Genomic DNA, 20475 nt, shown 5'->3' on the forward strand with positions numbered 1-20475 from the left:
TCGCCCCTTCCGTGCGGCGCACCCCCGTTCGGGGGTAGTGAGACGTGTATCACGCATTACACGATGTCAGGCAACGGTCCGGCAATGAGGAGGACACATGTCGGCGAGGACGAGCGCCACGGACGAGTTCCGGGCGGCCCGGGACTTCCTGTTGGCTCATCGTGAGGACTACGCCACGGCCTACAAGGGCTTCACCTGGCCGCGCCCGGAGTACTTCAACTGGGCGCTCGACTGGTTCGACGTGATCGCACGTGGGAACGACCGCACAGCGCTGCACATCGTCGAGGAGGACGGCACCGAGGCCGTGGTCTCCTTCGCCGAGATGTCCGAGCGCTCGTCCCGGATCGCCAATTGGCTGCGGGACCGGGGCGTCCGCGCCGACGACCGCATCCTCGTCATGCTCGGCAACCAGACGGAGCTGTGGGAGACCGCCCTCGCCGCGATGAAGCTGCGCGCCGTCGTCATCCCCGCGACCCCGCTCCTCGGCCCCGCCGACCTGCGCGACCGGGTGGAGCGCGGCCGGGTCAAGCACGTGATCGTACGGGCCGAGGACGCCCCCAAGTTCGAGGACGTGCCCGGCCGTTACACCCGCACGACGGTCGGCGGGACGGTGGACGGCTGGCGGCCGTACGAGGAGGCCCGCGCGGCTGCCGCCCGTTTCGAACCGAACGGCGCGACCAACGCCACCGACCCGCTGATGCTGTACTTCACCTCGGGTACGACCGCCCGGCCCAAGCTGGTCGAACACACCCATGCGTCGTACCCCGTCGGCCACTTGGCGACCATGTACTGGATCGGCCTGCGACCCGGCGACGTCCATCTCAACATCTCCTCGCCCGGCTGGGCCAAGCACGCCTGGTCCAACCTCTTCGCCCCGTGGAACGCGGAGGCGACCGTGTTCATCCACAACTACACCCGCTTCGACGCGAGCCGGCTGCTCTCGGAGATGGAGCGCGCGGGCGTCACCACCTTCTGTGCCCCGCCCACCGTGTGGCGGATGCTCATCCAGGCCGATCTCACGCAGCTGAAGACCCCGCCCCGTGAGGTCGTCGCGGCCGGTGAACCCCTCAACCCCGAGGTCATCGAGCAGGTGCGCCGCGCCTGGGGCCTGGACATCCGCGACGGCTTCGGCCAGACCGAGACCGTCGTCCAGGTCTCCAACAGTCCCGGCCAGCGACTGAAGACGGGCTCGATGGGCCGGCCCGGCCCCGGCTTCAAGGTCGTCCTCCTCGACCCCGTCTCGGGCGCCCCCGACGCCGACGAGGGCGAGATCGCCCTCGACCTCTCCAACCGCCCGGTCGGCCTGATGACGGGCTACCACGGCGACCCCGACCGTACGGCGGAGGCCATGGCCGGCGGCTTCTACCGCACCGGTGACATCGGCGCACGGGACAAGGACGGCTACATCACCTACGTGGGCCGCGCGGACGACGTGTTCAAGGCGAGCGACTACAAGATCAGCCCGTTCGAGCTGGAGAGCGCCCTGCTGGAGCACGAGGCGGTCGCCGAGGCGGCCGTGGTGCCCGCGCCGGACGAGGTGCGGCTCGCGGTGCCGAAGGCGTACATCGTGCTGGCCGCCGGCTGGGAGCCGGGCCCCGACACCGCGAAGGTGCTCTTCGAGCACTCCCGGACCGTCCTCGCGCCCTACAAGCGTCTGCGCCGCCTGGAGTTCGGCGACCTGCCGAAGACCGTGTCGGGCAAGATCCGCCGCATCGTGCTGCGCGAGGCCACGGCCGCGGGCTCGGACGCGGAGTACCACGAGGAGGACTTCCGGTGAGTGAGCTGTCCTATACGCACGGCACAGGCGGGACTCCGCTGCTCGGCGACACCATCGGCGCCAGTCTCGACCGGGCCGTCGCGGCCTGGCCGGACCGCGAGGTCCTCGTCGACGTGCCGTCCGGCAGGCGCTGGACCTACACCCGGTTCGCCGCCGACGTCGACGAGCTGGCGTACGCGCTGCTCGCGAGCGGCGTCGCCAAGGGCGACCGGGTGGGCATCTGGGCGGTGAACTGCCCCGAGTGGGTGCTCGTCCAGTACGCCACCGCCCGCATCGGCGCGATCATGGTGAACATCAACCCCGCCTACCGCACCCACGAGGTCGAGTACGTCCTCGACCAGGCCGGTGTCTGCCTGCTCTTCGCCTCGCTCAGCCACAGGACGAGCGACTACCGGGCGATGGTCGAGCAAGTGCGCGCCCAGTGCCCGAAGTTGCGAGAGGCCGTCTACATCGGGGACCCGAGCTGGGACGCGCTGATCGCGCGCGGCACACCGGTGCCGTACGAGGACCTGTCCTGCGACGACCCGATCAACATCCAGTACACCTCGGGCACCACGGGCTTCCCCAAGGGCGCGACCCTCTCCCACCACAACATCCTCAACAACGGCTACTTCGTAGGGGAGTTGCTCGCCTACACCGAGCAGGACCGGATCTGCGTGCCCGTGCCCTTCTACCACTGCTTCGGCATGGTGATGGGCAACCTCGCGGCGACCTCGCACGGCGCCTGTGTCGTCATCCCGGCCCCGTCCTTCGACCCGAAGGCCACCCTGGAGGCCGTCCAGCGGGAGCGCTGCACCTCCCTTTACGGCGTACCGACCATGTTCATCGCGGAGTTGAACCTCCCCGACTTCGCCGCGTACGACCTCTCCTCCCTGCGCACCGGCATCATGGCGGGCTCGCCCTGCCCGGTGGAGGTGATGAAGCGGGTGGTCGCCGAGATGCACATGACGGAGGTCTCGATCTGTTACGGCATGACGGAGACCTCGCCCGTCTCCACCCAGACCCGGCGCGACGACGACCTGGAACACCGCACCGGCACCGTCGGCCGCGTCCTCCCGCACATCGAGGTGAAGATCGTCGACCCCGCGACCGGGGTGACCCGGCCGCGCGGAACCGCGGGGGAGTTGTGCACCCGTGGCTACAGCGTGATGCTCGGCTACTGGGAGGAGCCCGAGAGGACCGCCGAGGCCGTCGACGCGGGGCGGTGGATGCACACCGGGGACCTGGCGACGATGCGCGAGGACGGGTACGTCGAGATCGTCGGCCGGATCAAGGACATGATCATCCGGGGTGGCGAGAACATCTACCCGCGCGAGATCGAGGAGTTCCTGTACGGCCACCCGAAGATCGCCGACGTCCAGGTGGTGGGCGTTCCGCACGAGCGGTACGGCGAGGAGGTGCTCGCCTGCGTCATCCCGCGCGAGGCCACCGAACCGCTCACGCTGGAGGAGCTACGGGCCTTCTGTGACGGGCAGTTGGCGCACTACAAGATCCCGAGCGCGCTGCGCGTCCTGGACTCCTTCCCGATGACGGTGTCGGGGAAGGTGCGGAAGATCGAGCTGCGGGAGCGGTACGCCGCCGGGTAGCGGTTTCGCGCGACTGCCGTCTCAGGCCCCCGCACCCAGGGTGACCAGCTCCGTCGCCGCGCCGTTCACCGGCTGCGGGGTGCCGGTGAGGTCCAGGACGAACAGGGAGACGCCCAGGCCGTCGGCGCGGCCGCGGGCGTCGTTCGCGTACCCGGCGAGGGAGAAGTAGACGCAGTCGGTGGCTTCCGTCATGGCGGTCAGCCACAGGCACTCGACGTCGCGCAGCGAGGCCGGGCGGACCGACGGATCAACCTGGGCCAGGACGCCCCGCGCGGCGAGGCCGATCCCGGTCGGCTGGCGCTGGTCGGCACGGCGGATCTCCCGGTAGCCCAGCCAGCGCAGGTAGAGGGCGACGGCGGTGACCGCGTCGCGGGCGGTGCGGATGGTGACGGGCCTGAAGGTCGCCCGGGGGCCGGCGGGCGCCACGGGTGCGTGCGGGGCGTCGCCGGGACCCGCGGGCCGCAGGGCGCCGGACACGGGCACGCGCAGCACGGTCCCGCAGGAGCAGCCCAGCTCCGGGTGGGGCCACTGGTCGGCGCGACCGCAGCCTTCGCAGCGGACGGTGACCCAGTCCTCGTCCCAGGTGTGGTGGGTGACGGAGGTCGGGGCGGCGCGGCGGTTCAGGGGCGGGGCGACCGGGGTGCCGCACACACAGGGGTAGGCCGGCGGGGCGTACTGATGTTCGCGCCCGCAGTCCGGGCACCGCACCGCCATGCTCTCGCCCATGCTCCCCACCCCACCGTCGAGCCACATCGAAAACGCCTTCTCATCGTCCTCCAGTCAGGGCTGTTCCGGCAGGCAAACACCCTGAGACGCCCCGGTGGATTCCGCTGCCCACGCCCTTGACGCCCCCTACCTCTCTCCCTACGCTGATTCCAGATAGCAGAAAAGAATATCCACAATACGGAAATGTCTGACGGGATGACGGAAGGCTCACCGCGGGGCGCGACGGGAGCGAGTCCGGCAGCTGAAGCAGGAGTACGCAATGGCCCGTATGACCGCTGCCCGCGCGGCAGTCGAGATCCTCAAGCGTGAGGGTGTCCGCGACGCGTTCGGTGTCCCCGGCGCGGCGATCAACCCCTTCTACGCGGCCCTCAAGGCCTCAGGCGGCATCCAGCACACCCTCGCCCGGCATGTCGAGGGCGCGTCGCACATGGCCGAGGGCTACACCCGCACCCACCCCGGCAACATCGGTGTCTGCATCGGCACCTCCGGCCCCGCCGGGACCGACATGATCACCGGGCTCTACTCGGCCATCGGTGACTCCATCCCGATCCTCTGCGTCACGGGCCAGGCACCCACGGCCGTGATCCACAAGGAGGACTTCCAGGCGGTCGACATCTCCTCCATCGCCAGGCCGGTCACCAAGATGGCCGTGACCGTGCTGGAGGCCGCGCAGGTTCCCGGCGTCTTCCAGCAGGCCTTCCACCTGATGCGGTCCGCGCGACCCGGCCCGGTCCTCATCGACCTCCCCATCGACGTCCAGCTCACCGAGATCGAGTTCGACCCGGACACGTACCAGCCGCTCCCGGTCTACAAGCCGGCCGCCGGTCGCGCCCAGATCGAGAAGGCGATCGGGCTGCTCAACGCGTCGGAGCGGCCACTGATCGTCGCGGGCGGCGGGATCATCAACGCCGATGCCGCCGAACTCCTCGTCGAATTCGCCGAGTTGACCGGAGTCCCGGTCGTGCCCACCCTCATGGGCTGGGGCGTCCTGCCCGACGACCACGAGCTGAACGCCGGCATGGTCGGCCTGCAGACCTCGCACCGCTACGGCAACGCGACCTTCCTGGAGTCCGACTTCGTCCTCGGCATCGGCAATCGCTGGGCCAACCGGCACACCGGCAAGCTGGACGTCTACACGGCCGGCCGGACGTTCGTCCACGTCGACATCGAGCCCACCCAGATCGGCAGGATCTTCGCCCCCGACTACGGCATCGCGTCCGACGCCAAGGCCGCGCTGGAGCTGTTCGTCACGGTGGCACGGGAGTCGAGGGCGGCCGGCCGACTGCCCGACCGCTCCGCGTGGGCGGCCGACGCGCAGGACCGCAAGGCCCGGCTCCAGCGCCGTACGCACTTCGACGACATCCCGATCAAGCCGCAGCGCGTCTACGAGGAGATGAACAAGGCGTTCGGCCCCGAGACCCGGTACGTCTCCACCATCGGGCTCTCGCAGATCGCCGGCGCCCAGATGCTGCACGTCCACCACCCGCGCCACTGGATCAACTGTGGCCAGGCCGGCCCGCTCGGCTGGACGATCCCGGCCGCGCTCGGCGTGGCGAAGGCCGACCCGGAGGCGTCCGTCGTCGCCCTCTCCGGCGACTACGACTTCCAGTTCATGATCGAGGAGCTGGCGGTCGGGGCGCAGCACCGCATCCCGTATATCCACGTCCTGGTCAACAACTCCTACCTGGGCCTCATACGCCAGGCCCAGCGCGCCTTCGACATCGACTTCCAGGTCAACCTGGAGTTCGAGAACGTCAACTCGCCCGAGCTGGGGGGCTATGGCGTCGACCACGTCAAGGTCGCCGAGGGCCTGGGCTGCAAGGCGATCCGGGTGACCGACCCGGCCGAACTGGGCGCCGCCTTCGAACAGGCGAAGAAGCTCGCGGCGGAGTACCGGGTGCCGGTCGTCGTCGAGGCGATCCTGGAGCGCGTCACCAACATCGCGATGTCCACGACGAACGACATCGGCAACGTGGTGGAGTTCGAGGAGATCGCGACGGAACCGGGCCACGCGCCCACGTCGATCAAGACGCTGCGGGTCTGAGACGTACGGCGTCGGCGGCGGCCCATGGCGCCGGCGGTGCCCTACGGCAACCGACGGTGACGTCGGCGTACGGACATCAGGGGCGGTTCATCCGGGGGGTGAGCCGCCCCGTCCCCGCGCCCGAAGCCGTCGCGCCGCTCGGGCATGCTCGGAGGCGTGCACCGCGTTGTTCCAGCGGGAAGAGCGGGAAGAGCGGGCGGGGGAGGGGAGGCCCTGCGGCAGCGCGACCTCGCTTGGCGCGAGCCGCTTTGTCGCGCTGCCGCTCGTGGCCTCCCCCGTTTCCCCCGCTTCCCCGGTTCTCCCCCGATCACCGGGCCCCCGTTTCCCCCGATCCCGCGTTCCCCCGTGCCCCCGTGTTTCCCCCGTGGGGGCTTCCCCCGTCGAGGCCCGCCGCCCCCGTGTCGGCGGGCCTCGTGTGTCGAGAATGTGCCCTGACCCAGGGGTAGTTGAAGCCCCCACGCACTGGTTCAGAGGTTGATTTGAGGGTTCCGTAGACGGTCTACGCACGCTTGCGTAGGCGGGAAGCCGTTTCGGTAGCCGTCGATCAAGTTGTCAGACCCTGATCGCGCTCTCTCCAGAGCAGCCTGATGCGCAGGCCGCAGCGCCCGGGGGGCGGCGAGTGGAACGCGGTGCGCACGCTCCAGGACTCCCCGGGCCCAGGGAAGGGATTCGCTCCCCAGGCCGTATCGACATCGAGTACCGCGCCGCAGCGCCGGGCACATCGCCACCTCCCCGGCGGCCTCGCCCTGCTCGCCACCGACGCCAAGGGCCAACTCTTCGGCCGGTCGGCCGAGTCGTGTCGCCGTTCCGTCGGTCCCGAAGAGCTTCGCGCGGTCGTCGAGCACCCCGAACGCCCTGGAACGGTACCTCCAGTGCGCGGCGGAGGGGGCGGCGCCCGATCTTCGGTGGTGGTTCCGTCGGCGAGGCCGCGCACCGCAGGCTCGTGCCCGGCACGAGAGCAACCGCGCTGACACGCGGCGACGGTGCCCTGCACACAGCTCGTCGCGGATGCGGTACCGGCCCTCGTCGAGCCCACCAGGTCGTTGACGGCCGCCCCGGGCCCTGTGAACCCCTCAACGGGTCGGACCGCGGCGGATGCGACGGCGCCGGTTCCGCGTCCCTCACGTCGAGACGCGGGCCGGAGCCTGCACCACCGCACTGGCGCGCACGCCGCCGCGGTCCGTGCCCTGCCCGCTCGCGCCGACGGCCACCTCTCATCCGGGTCGGTCGGCGGCGGTCGCGGGCGGTGCGTCCGGTGGCTGATGGGTGTCACCAGGGACCGGACGCGGCTCGGGGAGTGTGTGAAGTCAGGAACTCGATCAGGAACAGGAACTCGATCAAGGAGCTGATCAAGGAGCTGATCAGGGAATCGGTCCGGGACCTGGTCAGGAGATTGGTCGAGGTCTTGATGAAGACGACCGGGGTGTGGTTCCGGCGAGGCTGTAACTGACCTCTTCTGTGCAGAAGTTGATCGCCGGTCCGGACGGGGCGCGCACGACGTCGGCGTCGGCCAAACCCTCACCCACCGTCGACAGGCGTACGAACATCGTGGTGCGCCCGCCGACGCCCCTCAGGAAGTCGGCGTACCCGGAACGGCGGTTCCGGTCCGTGGCGGTGCCTGGGCGCGACAGGACAGATGTCAGCGCCGCCACGGACCGGAAGTTCGGGAGGCGATCCGCCTCAGACCTGGGCGCCGGAGAGGCGGTCCACGGCCCGCAGCAGGGCCGAGTGGTCGAGGCCACCGTCGCCCTGGGCGCGCAGCGAGGCGACCAGCTGGGCCACCACGGCGCCTACGGGCAGGGCGGCGCCCACGGTGCGGGCGGCGTCGGTGACGATGCCCATGTCCTTGTGGTGCAGGTCGATGCGGAAGCCCGGCTTGAAGTCCCGGTTCAGGAAGTTGTCCTTCTTGCGGGTCAGCACGGTCGAGCCCGCGAGGCCGCCGCCCAGCACGTCGAGCGCCGCCTTCAGGTCCACACCCGACTTCTCCAGGAACACCACGGCCTCGGCGCACGCCTGGATGTTCACGGCGACGATCAGCTGGTTCGCCGCTTTCACGGTCTGCCCCGAGCCGTGCGGACCGCACAGCACGATGGTCCTGCCGAGCGCCTCGAAGACCGGCTCGGCCCGGTCGAAGTCGGCCTGCTCGCCGCCGACCATGATGGACAGCACGGCCTCGATCGCGCCCGCCTCACCGCCGGACACGGGGGCGTCGAGCACCCGGATGCCCTTCTCCTTCGCGGCTTTCGCCAGGTCGACGGAGGTCTGCGGGGTGATGGACGACATGTCGATCAGCAGGGCGCCGGGCCGGGCGTTCTCCAGGATGCCGTCGGGGCCGTACGCGATGGCCTCGACCTGCGGGGAGGCGGGCACCATCGTGATGACGACGTCGGCGTCGCGCACGGCCTCGGCGACGGAGGTCGCGGCGGTACCGCCGGCGGCGGTCAGCCGGTCGAGCTTGTCCTGCTCCAGGGTGTGCCCCGTGACGTCGTAACCCGCCTTGATCAGGTTCTCTGACATGGGGGAACCCATGATGCCGAGGCCTATCCACGCGACCTTGGGAAGATTGCTCATGGTGAGAGTGCCTCTCTGACTGCTCTGCTACGTCGGTGGGGTGGGGCGCTCAGCGCGTCGCGCGGGCCTCACGGGGGAGCCACTCGAACGCTTCGGCGCTCGGCCGGTCGCCCGGCTTGTACTCCAGGCCGACCAGACCTTCGTAGCCGGCCTTGCCCAACTCGTCGAGGAGGTCCTCCAGCGGGACGGTGCCGGTGCCGGGCGCGCCGCGGCCGGGGTTGTCGGCGATCTGCACATGGCCGGTCCGGCCGGAGTACTCGGTGATCACCCGCGGCAGGTCCTCGCCGTTCATGGACAGGTGGTAGAGGTCCATCAGGAAGCGCGCGTTGCCGAGGCCCGACGCCTCGTTGACCTTGTCGACGACACCGACGGCGGCCGGGGCCGACACCAGGGGATACAGCGGCGATTCCACCTTGTTCAGGGCTTCGATCAGCAGGATCGCGCCGATCCGGTCGGCGGCCTGAGCCGCCAGGACCAGGTTCCGCAGCGCGAGCGCGTCCTGCTCGGCCGGGTCCGCACCGGCGACGCGGTTGCCGTACAGGGCGTTGAGCGCCTTGCAGCCGACGGACCCGGCGAAGTCCGCGGCCACGTCGATGTTGAGACGGAACCTCTCCGACTCCTCGCCCGGGATCGACAGGGCGCCCCGGTCCGGGCCCGGTAGTACACCGGAGTAGAAGTTCAGCCCGGTCAGTTGCACGCCCGCGCTCTCCAACGCGCCTCGCAGGGCGTCGAGTTCGGACTGCGCGGGGGTGGGGGAGTCGACCCAGGGCCACCACAGCTCGACCGCGGTGAAGCCCGCCGCGGCGGCGGCCGCGGGGCGCTCCAGGAGCGGGAGTTCCGTGAAGAGGATCGACAGGTTGACGTTGTAGCGCTGCTCCGCGAATCCCATGGGGCCTCAGGCGCTCCCTTCCCTGTATTTCCGTATTATGGAACTTGTTTTCTGCTTAATGGAAGACTGCCGTCGACTGTCGGAGCTTGTCAAGAGGGCTCGGTGAAAACGGCACGCGCGTTGGGTTGTGCCCGTGAGATCGCGTGGAAGCCCTGCGGCGCGGCCCTGACCTGCGGGAACATGCGCGAATCCGCACTGACCTGCAGAAACGCCCCTCGTCCGGTCGTGTGGCGACGGCCCGACTTGATGCAGGTTGCAACGGCCGTCCAGGGGCGTCCGGCCGATCCGGGGCAGGGGTTCGATGCCAGGGCAGGGCCTCGCGGTCTGGTGAAGTCCGCGCGGTCGATGAGGCCTGTGGGGGGAGTGCGGGAAGCGGTGAGCCCCGCTGGGATGCTCCGGCGGGGGTTCGTGCGCGCGGTGGGCTACGGCGGCGTGCGATGTCCGGCGCGGATGCCGCCGCGCTCGGTGCTCTGCAGCGATTCCGCACGGAGAAGCTGGGCCTTGGTCATGCGGTTCGACCCCAGCCGGGACCCATCAGGTACTGACGGCGAGACCCGGCAGGCAACGTCGCACGGAGGAAGGGGTCCGGGATCACCCGGACCCCTTCGGCGGCTCCTGCCCCCTCCCCCCGATCGAAGCCGGGCGTCGCCTTCTCCTTGCCTCCGCCCCGCAACGACTCCGAACTGATCCCGAGGCCCTGGACGGCTGCAACCTCTAGGGGTGGGTGGTTGCCCCCGGCGGTGCGGGGTCGGGGCTGATGATGAAGTCCTCCGGCCAGACCGTGAGTTGAATGTCCTGGCCCGCGGCCTCGATCACGTCGTGCAGGTTGCCGTGCTCGCCTCGCTCCAGGAGGAAGAGCGGATCGTCGCGGTGCACCGGGTCGCTCCGCAGCCAGGCGTCGAAGCCGTTGAAGTCGGTGGCTCCCGTCGCGAGATAGGGCACGATCCGTCGGAAGAGCTTGGGCCACATCACCAACTGCTGCAGTGTGTCGAGGTCCGGGACGTCGGCCTTGCCGTTCGGGTCGGCCTTCGAGCGGGGCCATACCCCCACTGCCGCAGCTCGCGCCGCCCGGGACTTCGTCGCCAGGTGGATGCGGAGTGAGGCGGGCAGGGTCGCATAGAACGCCGGGTAGGCCAGGCCCTCCGTGAACAGCGTCGTGTTGGCCGACTGGTCCACCCTGGCTTCGTCCAGGAAGACGTCCGACCCGTCCGGTTCGGTCGGATCGCCCGGGTAGACGAACCCGATCATGCGGCCGTCGGCGTCGATCCCGTTGGAGAGTACATATCCGCGGATGCTGTCCTGGTCGGCCGACTTGACCTTGTTCGGAAGGTCTTCGAAGAAGGTGACGTTGGTGAACCCGAGGAACTGCAGCAGCCTGTGACGGGCCGCGTTGGCGCCGTCCAACTCCTGGTGGGTCTCGCCGAAGTGCGTCTCCAGCGCGTCGATCGCCTCCAGGCGCACCGAGATGCCCCGGGCGTTGATGTCCGGCGGCGTTCCCGACGGTCGGGGCAGGCCCTCGACGAGGGCGGGTGAGTCCGGCTTGAACTTGACCGTGTCGCCGTCAGGCTCCGGTCCCTGCCGCGGCAGGTCGGGATAGCGGATGACGAACAGGCCGCGCAACAGCGTGTAGCTCATGGCATTCCTCCCGTCGACGATTAACCAGACAATAACCCAGAGGGAGCATATGTGCGCTTTCTGTGACAAGTGGGCTTGGGTCGGACCTTGCTGGGGGTCCCGGACGTGCAGAAGTCGCAATGGGGTCAAGGTCGCGGACCGGGTGACGCTCGTCGAGGGCAGCGGATCTCGCGGAGGAGCCTTCCGGCTCTTCACGTGGGCGAAGGCCGGCTCGAGCCGCGACGGGGCGCCGCCGGCGGAGCCCCGTCGAATCGGCGATGCACGGCAAGGTGCGGAGAGGTACTCCTGGCACTCGGTCTTTTCCAGCCTGAGGTTCCAGGTCACGGCGTTGGTGTGGGACGGGAGCGGCGTGCTCGGACTGGTCGGAGCCTTGATCGTTAGCAGATGATCGCCCGGCGGGAGGTTGCGCCGACACCTGGTACTGCTGTTCCGCCGCCGGGAGTTGCTCGCTCCGCTGATGCCGCAGGCCGTGGCGGGCGGACCGCGTCTCGCGGATCGGCAGGTCATCAACGGCAGGTCCGCAAGATGACGACCAGCCATCGGGTCGTGGCGCTGCTGGGGCGGCCTGGCCGCGTGCAGGGCGAAGGGATGCCCTGGTCGGTTATAGGGTCGGCTCGTGGCGGACGGATCGACTCCGTCCCGGTGAAATCGATTGGTCTGGGGTGCATCGCGGCCGCGAGGCGGTCGGCCGATGCATTCCCGTTGTGCCCTGATCTGCCCTCGCAGAAGGTGATCTGGGTAAAGGTGCAGGTCAGATGCGTGTTCTGGGGGCGCAATGCGATTGAGGGTGGAGTTCACGACCGAGCCCTTCGACCTGGACGAGGCCCCGGCGCACGCGCTCGTGGCCCGCGAGGTGGTCGAGGCGGCGGAGCTGGACGCGGTCGACGTCGGCCCGTTCGGCAACACGGCGGAGGGGGATGCCGACGCCGTGCTGACCGCCGTGGACACCCTGTTGCGCCGGACCCTGGAGTCCGGCGCCACCCGGATCTCGCTCCAGGTCAACGTGGTCGGGGAGGGCGGCGCGTGACCGGCGTCGGCGACGAGCCCTTCGTCGCGGCCGTGAAGCCGCTGGTCGACGCCATGGGTGGGGTCATGCTGCCGCCGGACGAGGCCGGACCCGACGATGTCGTCCTCTCCTGGGAGGGTGCCGAAGTCGTCGCCGTACGCCTGCCGCAGCTCGCCGAGTCGCTGGATCACATCCTGGCCGCGATGGAACGCCGGAAGGGCAAGCCGCTGGCGGACCTCGACCGCAAGGGCAAGCAGGAGGTCGTACGGATACTGGAGGCGCGCGGAGCCTTCTCCGTGCGCCACGGCGTGGAGACCGTCGCGAGCGCGCTCGGCGTCAGCCGCTTCACCGTCTACAACTACATCAACGCCCAGGAAGAGAAGCGGGCCCGCGAAGGTGGCTCGACGGCGCGCTGACCTGCGTAAACGTGCCACATGGGCTCGCGGCGCGTCCGGTGTGATTGGGTTGGTTCTCGGCCGCGTGCACTTGCATCCGGGAGAAGTCGCGGGCCTGCGAGGGTGACCCAGGGGGGTCTTGTCTGAGCGCCGGGGGCGCCCGTCCCGTCTCCGGTGCAATCGGTGTAGTTCTGGGTCTGCAACTACCTCAACCGCGAGAAGGGGGCCTGAGGGGGCGCTCGGTCCGGAAGGGGTGCGCGTCCAGGGGCCCCGGTTCGGCCGAGGCCGGAGACTTCTTCGAGCGCGCCGCCGTAACCGCGATTTTTCAACAAACTGTTGACGCGATGTCGTCGCAGGGCGTTAGCTTGCCGAAGTCAGTCCAGCACCACGGCCACGGAGGCTCCCGTGACTTCGCGTTCTTCGACACCGGGCCTCGCCCGTTTCAACACCCTGGAGGAGCACGCGGCCGCCGCGGCGCTCCACGAGGTGTGCGCCTCGGCGGAATGGGGGCGCAGGCTCCTCGCCGACCGCCCGTGCGCCACCGTCGAGGAGCTCTTCGCCGCCAGTGACGCAGCCATGGCCGAGCTGACCGACGGGGATCTGGCGGAGGCGATGGCAGGACACCCACCGATCGGCCGCCCCAAGCCGGGCGACCCGGCCTCGGCCCGTGAACAGCGCGGGATGGCAGGCGCCTCCGACCAGCTCAAGGCGGAGATGCTCGAACTGAACCTGGCCTACCAGGAGAGGTTCGGCCATGTCTTCCTGATCTGCGCCACCGGCCGGACCGGCGAACAGATGCGCGACGCGCTCAGGGAGCGGATCGGCAACGCGCCGGAGCGGGAACGCGAGATCGTCCGCACCGAACTGGGCAAGATCAACCGCATCCGCCTGGCCCGGCTCGTCGAAGTGGAAGAGGAAGCCCGATCATGAGCACCGCCACGACCGCCTCGGTGTCCACACACATCCTGGACACCTCCGTCGGCCGCCCCGCCGAGGGCGTCGCCGTCCACCTCTCCGCCCGCTCCGGGCGTGAAGCGGACTGGCAGGCGCTCGGCGGCTCGGCGACCGACACCGACGGCCGGTGCAAGGACCTCCCGGCGCTGCCGGAGGGCACGACCCACGTCCGGCTCGACTTCGAGGTCGAGCCGTACCTCGCAGGAACCGTCGCACAGACCGTGAACAAGCAAGCCGATGCGCAGCAGGACGCCCCCGCGAATCGGGACAGCGGTGCCGTGTTCTTCCCCGAGGTCGTCATCACCTTCGCGGTGACGCCCGGCGAGCACTACCACGTACCGCTGCTGCTCAACCCGTTCGGCTACTCCGTATACCGAGGGAGCTAGCACCCATGCCCATCCTGGGACCGAACCAGTACGGCAAAGCCGAGAACCGGGTCGTCAAGATCACGCGGGACGGCGCCACCCACCACATCAAGGACCTGAACGTGTCCGTGTCGCTCTCCGGCGACATGGCCGAGGTCCATCTGTCGGGCTCGAACGCGAACGTCCTGCCGACGGACACCACCAAGAACACGGTGTACGCCTTCGCCAAGGAGCACGGCATCGAGTCCGCCGAGCAGTTCGGCATCCACCTGGCCCGGCACTTCGTGACCTCCCAGCCGGCCATCCACCGGGCCCGTATCCGCATCGAGGAGTACTCCTGGGAGCGCATCGAGCACGGCAACGAGGGCGCGCACTCCTTCGTCCGCAAGGGCCAGGAGACCCGGCTGACCCAGATCACGTACGACGGCTCGTCGTGGGAGGTCGTCTCCGGTCTCAAGGACCTCACGGTCATGAACTCGACCGACTCCGAGTTCTGGGGCTACGTCAAGGACAAGTACACGACCCTCCCCGAGGCGCACGACCGCATCCTCGCCACCGAGGTCTCCGCCCGCTGGCGCTTCAACTGGACCGACGACGAGCGGGACATGCCCGACTGGGAGGAGTCCTACGGGCAGGTGAAGCAGCACCTGCTCCGGGCCTTCGCGGAGACGTACTCGCTCTCGCTCCAGCAGACCCTGTACCAGATGGGCGCGCGGATCATCGACAACCGCGACGAGATCGACGAGGTCCGCTTCTCCCTCCCGAACAAGCACCACTTCCTGGTGGACCTGGCGCCGTTCGGCCTCAAGAACGACACCGCCGACGGAGCTGTGTACTTCGCCGCCGACCGCCCCTACGGCCTCATCGAGGCCACCGTCCTGCGGGACGGGTGCGAAGCGAGGATCCCGGCCGACCTCACCAATCTCTGACGTGACCTCTGACGTGACCTCTGACGTGACCTCTGACGTGACCTCTGAAGCGACTTCTGAAGCGACCTCCGAAGGACGAACCATGGCAGCAACCCAGCGCATCGTCATCGAGAACGCGGCGATCGCGACCGTGGACGCGAGGGACACCGAGTACGCGTCCGGTCATGTGGTCGTGGCGGACGACGTCATCGAGTCGGTCGGCGAGGGCCGGGCCCCCGAGGGACTGACGGACGTCGTACGCCGGATCGACGCGAGCGGGCACCTCGTGACCCCCGGTCTGGTCAACACGCACCACCACTTCTACCAGTGGATCACCCGGGGCCTGGCCACGGACCACAACCTTTTCGACTGGCTCGTCGCGCTCTACCCGACCTGGGCCCGCATCGACGAGCGCATGACGTACGCGGCGGCCCAGGGCTCGCTCGGCATGATGGCCCGCGGCGGTGTGACGACCGCGATGGACCACCACTACGTCTTCCCGAAGGGCTCCGGCGACCTGTCGGGCTCCATCATCCGGGCGGCGCGCGAGATGGGCGTCCGCTTCACGCTCGCCCGCGGCTCCATGGACCGCAGCGAGAAGGACGGCGGCCTGCCCCCGGACTTCGCCGTCGAGACCCTGGAGGGCGCGCTCGCCGCCACCGAGGCGACGGTCGACGAGCACCACGACGCCTCCTTCGGCGCGATGACCCAGATCGCCGTCGCCCCCTGCTCGCCCTTCTCGGTCTCCACCGAACTGCTGCGTGAGGGTGCCCAGTTGGCCCGCCGCCTCGGTGTACGGCTGCACACCCACGGCTCGGAGACCGTCGAGGAGGAGAAGTTCTGCCACGAGCTGTTCGGCATGGGCCCGACCGACTACTTCGAGTCGACGGGCTGGCTCGGCGAGGACGTGTGGATGGCCCACTGCGTCCACATGAACGACTCCGACATCGAGGCCTTCGCCCGTACGAGGACGGGGGTGGCCCACTGTCCGTCGTCCAACGCCCGGCTGGCCGCGGGGATCGCCCGAGTCCCGGACATGCTGGCGGCCGGCGTCCCGGTCGGCCTCGGCGTCGACGGCACCGCGTCCAACGAGTCCGGCGAACTCCACACCGAGCTGCGCAACGCCCTCCTCATCAACCGCCTCGGCAGCCACCGCGAAGCGGCGCTCAACGCCCGCCAGGCACTGCGCCTCGGCACCTTCGGCGGTGCCCAGGTCCTGGGCCGGGCGCACGAGATCGGCTCCCTGGAGCAGGGCAAGCTCGCCGACCTCGTCCTGTGGAAGCTGGACACCCTCGCCCACGCGTCGATCGCCGACCCGGTGACCGCCCTGGTCCTCGGCGCGGCGGCCCCGGTGACGGCGTCGTTCGTGAACGGCCGGCAGATCGTGGAGAACGGCCGGCTGCTGCACGTCGACGAGGACACGATCGCCCGCTCGACGAGGGCAGAGGCCCGGCGGCTGGCGCGGATCGCCGCCGAAGCGTGACCCGTTGAACTCTGGTCGAGGGGGACGGCCCTCGACCAGAGCCGTGGACCCGAGCGGTCCACGGCAGCCGTCTCCGGGGCGCGCGCGCTCGTGCGCGCCCCGGAACGGTCCTGCAGCGCGGAAGGGTGGCCCGTGTCCGGTCAGCTCAGTGTGTAACTGTCCCCGTACACCTGCCAGTTCAGCGGCGGCTCCAGAGTGAGGTTGCCCGCCGCCAGGAAGACCCGCTGGGCCGTCTCGACGCGGCTGACGTCGCTGTGGGCGTCCTCCTGCTCCATCGCCCACACCCGGGCGTCGAGGAAGGCGTGCAGGAAACCGGTCTCGTCGCCGCCCTCCGCCGGGGCGGCCGCCTGGAGGAGGGCCCGGTCGCGGATGCCGCCGAAGCTGAGGGCGTCGGTGCCGGGGCCGTGCATGACCATGGCGTCGTAGTAGACGAACTGGCCGAGGGCGCCGAGACCGTCCTCCTTGGCCCGAGCCACCGCCGGGTCGAAGTAGACGCGGTCCCGCTCGTCGCGCTGGGCCGTGCGGAACGCGGCGGTTGCGGCGGCCTCGCGCCAGGCGTCCGGGAAGCCCGGGTCCAGGCCCTCGTGGGAGTCCGTGCCGTTCACCGCGCGCAGCGCGGGCAGACAGCCGGCCAGCGGATTGTCCGCGACGCGCGCGGTGTACAGCTCGACCAGGGCGAGCATGTCGCTCGTGCCGGAGCAGAAGCCGATGATGCCGCCCGTGTAGCCACGGCCGTCGCCGATGTCCTCTACGTAGTCGTACTGCTCCTCCCACTCCAGCGAGGAGTTCTCCGCGCTGGACACCAGACGCATGGCGATGTCCTTCTTCGCCGGGTCGTCGAGCCCGGCGTCCGCCTTGGTGCCCGCCGCGGGTTCCGCTGTGGTGGCCGCGTCGGCCGCCTGGTACGCCAGGGCGGGGACGGCGAGCAGGGAGGCGCCGAGGGCGGTCAGCAGCAGACGGCGTGAGGTCGGACGGTGCGAGGCGGGACTCGGTGATGCGGCTCGGGCGGGCTGCAACGGCACGTGTGATCTCCAAGTAAGCGCGCTGTAAACGTAGTTGAGGGTCGCGCGATCGACTGGGAAAGTCGTGGGCGTGCCGTGGCAGCGGGCTGTGATCCTTCAGGAGAGAGCTGTGAGCCGGTCCCGGACCTGCGCGGCGACCGTGTACGTGTCCCCGGTCGGCTCGGTCGCGAGCGGCCCCGGGTTCCGCGCCCAGCGGTCCTCCAGGGCGAACCAGTCGATCTTCTTCGGTGCCCGGCCCGCCGCCAGCGCGGCCCGCAGCTCCCCGAAGTACGTCGACCAGCGCAGCCGGTACAGTCCGCCGACCAGCCCCGCCCACTCCCGGTTGGCGTAGTCCCGCAGCCCCGCGTCCGCACCCTCCCGCGTCCCCCACACCGTCAGCAGCGACAGGTTGTCGTACGCCAGCTCCGTCCGCTCGGCGGCACCCGCACCCCAGGAACGGGCATCGGCGACCCAACGTCCCAGCAGATGACGGGAGTCGGTGGCCATCAGCTCGTCCAGCAGGTCCATGAGGGAGAGCCAGTCGCGGCTCGCCCTGTCGAAGCGGGCCCTGTCGCCGGCGTCGTACGCCGCCTTGATCTGCGGCAGCATGACCCGGCTGCGGTTGGAGAGGGTCTGGCGGGCCACGTCGAGGAGGTCGCGACGGTATGCCGACGAGGCCCGCAACTCGAGCCGCACCTTGAGCAGTTCGCCGAGCGACGGCTCGAAGTCGACAGCGCTGTACCGGAGTTGCTTCGGCGACCAGCGGCCGGCCCGAACGGCGTTCAGTGCGGGCCGGGCGCCGAACAGGCCGTCGGCGCCCTCGCTCCACGAGTCCGCGCGGGTGGTGCCGTACGCGGTGCGCCGCAGGATGTCCCAGGCGGCCTCGGCATGCGGATCACGGGCCCCGTACCGGGCGTGCGCCCACTCGGCGAACCAGGTCTTGAGGTCCAACTCGCCCTCCCGCCAGGCAAGTTCGGAGAAGAGGGCGAAGGCGGCCGGGTTGTTGTCCGCCGCCTCCGGCATCAGGGCGATCCCGTGCAGCCCGCTGCCGTCCTTGGTGCGCCACTTCTCGTACAGCGCGGCCCAGTCGGGGGTGTTCGCACCGAGCGCGGTGTGGCCGCCGAAGTTCCAGATCGACCCGAAGGCGTACGGGGTGTCGCCCCAGTCGGCCTCGCGGTCGGTGACCGTGGGGAAGCGGTCGGAGAGGCCGTCGACGACGAGCATGTGCTGCTTGTCGACGGCGTCGACGATCGCCCGGGGCGGGTTGTGCTGCCAGCCGAGCATCACCCAGGTGGCTCCCGGGTGGGACCGCTGGAGCGCCCGCTCGACGCCCTTCGCCGCGTCGGCGACCGGCACGTCACCCGGGTCGCCGCCCTCGTGCAGCAGGTCCATCTTGTACAGGGTCGACGGGCCGAACATCTCGTCCTGCACCCGGTAGAACGCCGCCGCCACCCGTGCGAACTCGTCCGTGCGCGGGTCCAGCCAGTCGGGGCGTGCGAAGCCCATCCAGTCGCCCTGCGGGACGGTCCGCGCCCCCGGAACGCGCTCCGCGAACCCGGCCGGAACCGTCCCGAAGTAGCCGGGGAACACCGGCGTCATCCCCAGCTCGCGCGCCCGGTCGGCGATCCGGCGCCCGAGGACGGCCCGCGCGTCCAGGAGCTGGGAGGAGACGGGGGAGGGGAAGGCGGACAGGTTCTGCAGCAGCCACCACGGCTGATGGGCCGGTCCCGGGACCCACTCCCGCAGCTCCTCCTCCCCGTACCCGAACTCCTGGAACACCCGGTGGTACAGCGCGTCCGCGCCCGCGTAGACGAGAACCTCGTTGTAGCCGTGCAGCGCCAGCACGTCCAGCTCGCGCTCCCAGTACGCCCAGTCGAGGTACGCCCCCGTGTAGCCGTCATTGGTGTCGTTGAGGGCGAAGCGGTGGGTGACGTTCGCCCGGCGGTCGACCGCCGCGTCGAGTCCGGGCAGCTCGCGCGGCAGAAGGTTCGTCTGCTCGCCCGCCCAGTTGATCTCGGCGTACGCGACATGCCTCAGGTACCAGTTGAGGCCGGTGAGCTGGGTGGCCGGTGTGTCACCGGCGACGGTGATGCGCCCGGTACTCCCCGACACGCGGAAGGCGTCCCGTTCCTGGCCTTCCGTGAACGTGATCTGCCGCCAGTGGTCCGGCAGCAGTCGCCGGGCCGCCGCCGAGGCCGTACGCAGCGCCTTGTCGGTGCGGGGCGCGTCGTCCGAGGGGATCGCGCGGGCCGGGGTACAGGCGACCGCGGGACCGGCGGCGAGGGCGGCGAGCAGGGCACGGCGGGCGAGCGGCATGGTGTCTCCGGGGTGCGGTGGGGGTACGCCGTGGGAGGAATACCCGCCGTAGCCGCACTTGTGCACCGACACAGGGCCACACGGGGGAGAACCCGGAGCGAACGGCTCCTTCCACCACGGCAGCCCACCTTCGGCCCGGGCCATGGCCGGATCAGCGGGGGCCACCGGGTGACCGTCAGGTGGCCGATGGCCGGCTGGGGGTGGTGCCGTCCCAGGCCATCAGGTTCGCGAACAGATCCGCCTGCTCGATCGCGTCGTCCAGGGCATGGTGTGTGTGGCGACGGCGGGAGAGGAGATGCCGGGGCATCGCACCCTTGGCGACCGACCGCAGCGGGACCCCCGCCTTCGTCGCGTACAGCGTCTTCATGTCCAGGCACCCCGAGTGCCCGAACGGGCTCTCGCCGGTGAAACGGATCAGATACCAGTACAGGAACGTCCAGTCGTACGACGCCGGGTAGCCGCACATCACCGGCTGCGCACCGGTACTGACCTCGCGAACCCAGGAGCCGAACTGGCGCAGCGCCGCCCCCGGTTCGGTGCCCTCCGCGGCCAGGTGCTCCCGGTCCAGCCCGCTCACCGCCAGCGCCTCCGGCACGAACTCCGTGCTGATGGGCCGCAGTTCACGGTAGAAAGTGTGCGCCTGCGGGTCGGCCGCCGTGAACCCGTCCGCGTCCTGCCGCCCCGCGACGGCCGCACCGAAGCTGAGCATCGAGTACGGCCCCGGTATCGGCCCGTCGGCCTCGACGTCGACGGAGATGTACAGACTGGGCTTGATCCTTCGTGCTGCCATGTGGCGATCATGACGGCCGGACTCCGCCC

The 20475-nt window shown here is 70.2% G+C and carries 17 protein-coding genes; 9 read left to right on the top strand and 8 right to left on the bottom strand.

The features are described 5' to 3' along the window. Positions 1–97: 97 nt before the first annotated feature. Together OG858_RS36495 and OG858_RS36500 are read left to right on the top strand one after the other, a co-directional pair. Entirely contained in the window at positions 98–1777 is a 1680-nt protein-coding gene (locus OG858_RS36495; protein ID WP_086752215.1) for an AMP-binding protein, read from the top strand. Further along, entirely contained in the window at positions 1774–3363 is a 1590-nt protein-coding gene (locus tag OG858_RS36500; protein ID WP_086752213.1) for an AMP-binding protein, read from the top strand. The genes OG858_RS36495 and OG858_RS36500 overlap by 4 nt, the downstream gene beginning before the upstream one ends. 21 nt (positions 3364–3384) lie before the next feature. Here OG858_RS36500 and OG858_RS36505 read toward each other — a convergent pair whose 3' ends face one another. Next, positions 3385–4089, bottom strand: coding sequence for a hypothetical protein (locus OG858_RS36505; RefSeq protein WP_319064221.1), 705 nt, complete (start codon positions 4087–4089; stop codon positions 3385–3387). A 259-nt stretch (positions 4090–4348) separates the two neighbouring features. Between OG858_RS36505 and gcl the strand changes: the two genes are divergently transcribed. After that, entirely contained in the window at positions 4349–6133 is a 1785-nt protein-coding gene (gcl, locus tag OG858_RS36510; RefSeq protein ID WP_086754528.1) for a glyoxylate carboligase, read from the top strand. Between the two features lie 1385 nt (positions 6134–7518). Here gcl and OG858_RS48305 read toward each other — a convergent pair. From OG858_RS48305 to OG858_RS36525, 4 genes are all read right to left on the bottom strand, one after another. Next, positions 7519–7875: a catalase gene (locus OG858_RS48305; RefSeq protein ID WP_406199889.1), complete on the bottom strand. Its 357-nt coding sequence runs from the start codon at positions 7873–7875 to the stop codon at positions 7519–7521. Further along, on the bottom strand, positions 7814–8704 hold the full coding sequence (locus tag OG858_RS36515) for a 2-hydroxy-3-oxopropionate reductase (protein ID WP_319064219.1): 891 nt from the start codon (positions 8702–8704) through the stop codon (positions 7814–7816). Before OG858_RS36515 ends, OG858_RS48305 begins: the two co-directional genes overlap by 62 nt. A gap of 49 nt (positions 8705–8753) precedes the next feature. After that, entirely contained in the window at positions 8754–9593 is an 840-nt protein-coding gene (locus OG858_RS36520; protein WP_086752858.1) for a TIM barrel protein, read from the bottom strand. A 714-nt stretch (positions 9594–10307) separates the two neighbouring features. Continuing rightward, entirely contained in the window at positions 10308–11228 is a 921-nt protein-coding gene (locus tag OG858_RS36525; protein ID WP_319064217.1) for a hypothetical protein, read from the bottom strand. Positions 11229–12003: 775 nt separating this feature from the next. Here OG858_RS36525 and OG858_RS36530 point away from each other — a divergent pair. The 6 genes from OG858_RS36530 to OG858_RS36555 all read left to right on the top strand — a co-directional run bounded on the left by OG858_RS36530 (position 12004) and on the right by OG858_RS36555 (position 16339). After that, complete coding sequence (locus OG858_RS36530) at positions 12004–12255, top strand: hypothetical protein (protein ID WP_086752862.1); 252 nt, start codon at positions 12004–12006, stop codon at positions 12253–12255. Next, positions 12252–12650 carry a helix-turn-helix domain-containing protein gene (locus OG858_RS36535; RefSeq protein WP_086752864.1) on the top strand — a complete coding sequence of 133 codons (399 nt, stop codon included), beginning with the start codon at positions 12252–12254 and terminating at the stop codon, positions 12648–12650. The genes OG858_RS36530 and OG858_RS36535 overlap by 4 nt, the downstream gene beginning before the upstream one ends. A gap of 384 nt (positions 12651–13034) precedes the next feature. Then, entirely contained in the window at positions 13035–13559 is a 525-nt protein-coding gene (gene uraD, locus OG858_RS36540; protein ID WP_086752866.1) for a 2-oxo-4-hydroxy-4-carboxy-5-ureidoimidazoline decarboxylase, read from the top strand. Continuing rightward, positions 13556–13969 (top strand): hydroxyisourate hydrolase, encoded by a 414-nt coding sequence (uraH, locus tag OG858_RS36545; protein WP_086752868.1) that lies wholly within the window; start codon positions 13556–13558, stop codon positions 13967–13969. Before uraD ends, uraH begins: the two co-directional genes overlap by 4 nt. Before the next feature lie 5 nt (positions 13970–13974). Further along, the gene (gene pucL, locus OG858_RS36550) at positions 13975–14877 is read left to right on the top strand and encodes a factor-independent urate hydroxylase (RefSeq protein ID WP_086752870.1); all 903 of its coding nucleotides are present in this window, start codon (positions 13975–13977) and stop codon (positions 14875–14877) included. Between the two features lie 82 nt (positions 14878–14959). Beyond that, entirely contained in the window at positions 14960–16339 is a 1380-nt protein-coding gene (locus OG858_RS36555) for an 8-oxoguanine deaminase (RefSeq protein WP_086752872.1), read from the top strand. Positions 16340–16479: 140 nt separating this feature from the next. Here OG858_RS36555 and OG858_RS36560 read toward each other — a convergent pair whose 3' ends face one another. The 3 genes from OG858_RS36560 to OG858_RS36570 all read right to left on the bottom strand — a co-directional run bounded on the left by OG858_RS36560 (position 16480) and on the right by OG858_RS36570 (position 20446). Further along, positions 16480–17361, bottom strand: a complete 882-nt coding sequence (locus tag OG858_RS36560; RefSeq protein WP_408059449.1) for a chitosanase — start codon at positions 17359–17361, stop codon at positions 16480–16482. A 96-nt stretch (positions 17362–17457) separates the two neighbouring features. Next, the gene (locus tag OG858_RS36565) at positions 17458–19656 is read right to left on the bottom strand and encodes an alpha-N-acetylglucosaminidase (RefSeq protein WP_328544041.1); all 2199 of its coding nucleotides are present in this window, start codon (positions 19654–19656) and stop codon (positions 17458–17460) included. Between the two features lie 175 nt (positions 19657–19831). Further along, on the bottom strand, positions 19832–20446 hold the full coding sequence (locus OG858_RS36570; RefSeq protein WP_086749385.1) for a 3'-5' exoribonuclease domain-containing protein: 615 nt from the start codon (positions 20444–20446) through the stop codon (positions 19832–19834). Positions 20447–20475 lie beyond the last annotated feature (29 nt).

Source organism: Streptomyces europaeiscabiei (assembly GCF_036346855.1).
GTDB lineage: Bacteria > Actinomycetota > Actinomycetes > Streptomycetales > Streptomycetaceae > Streptomyces > Streptomyces europaeiscabiei.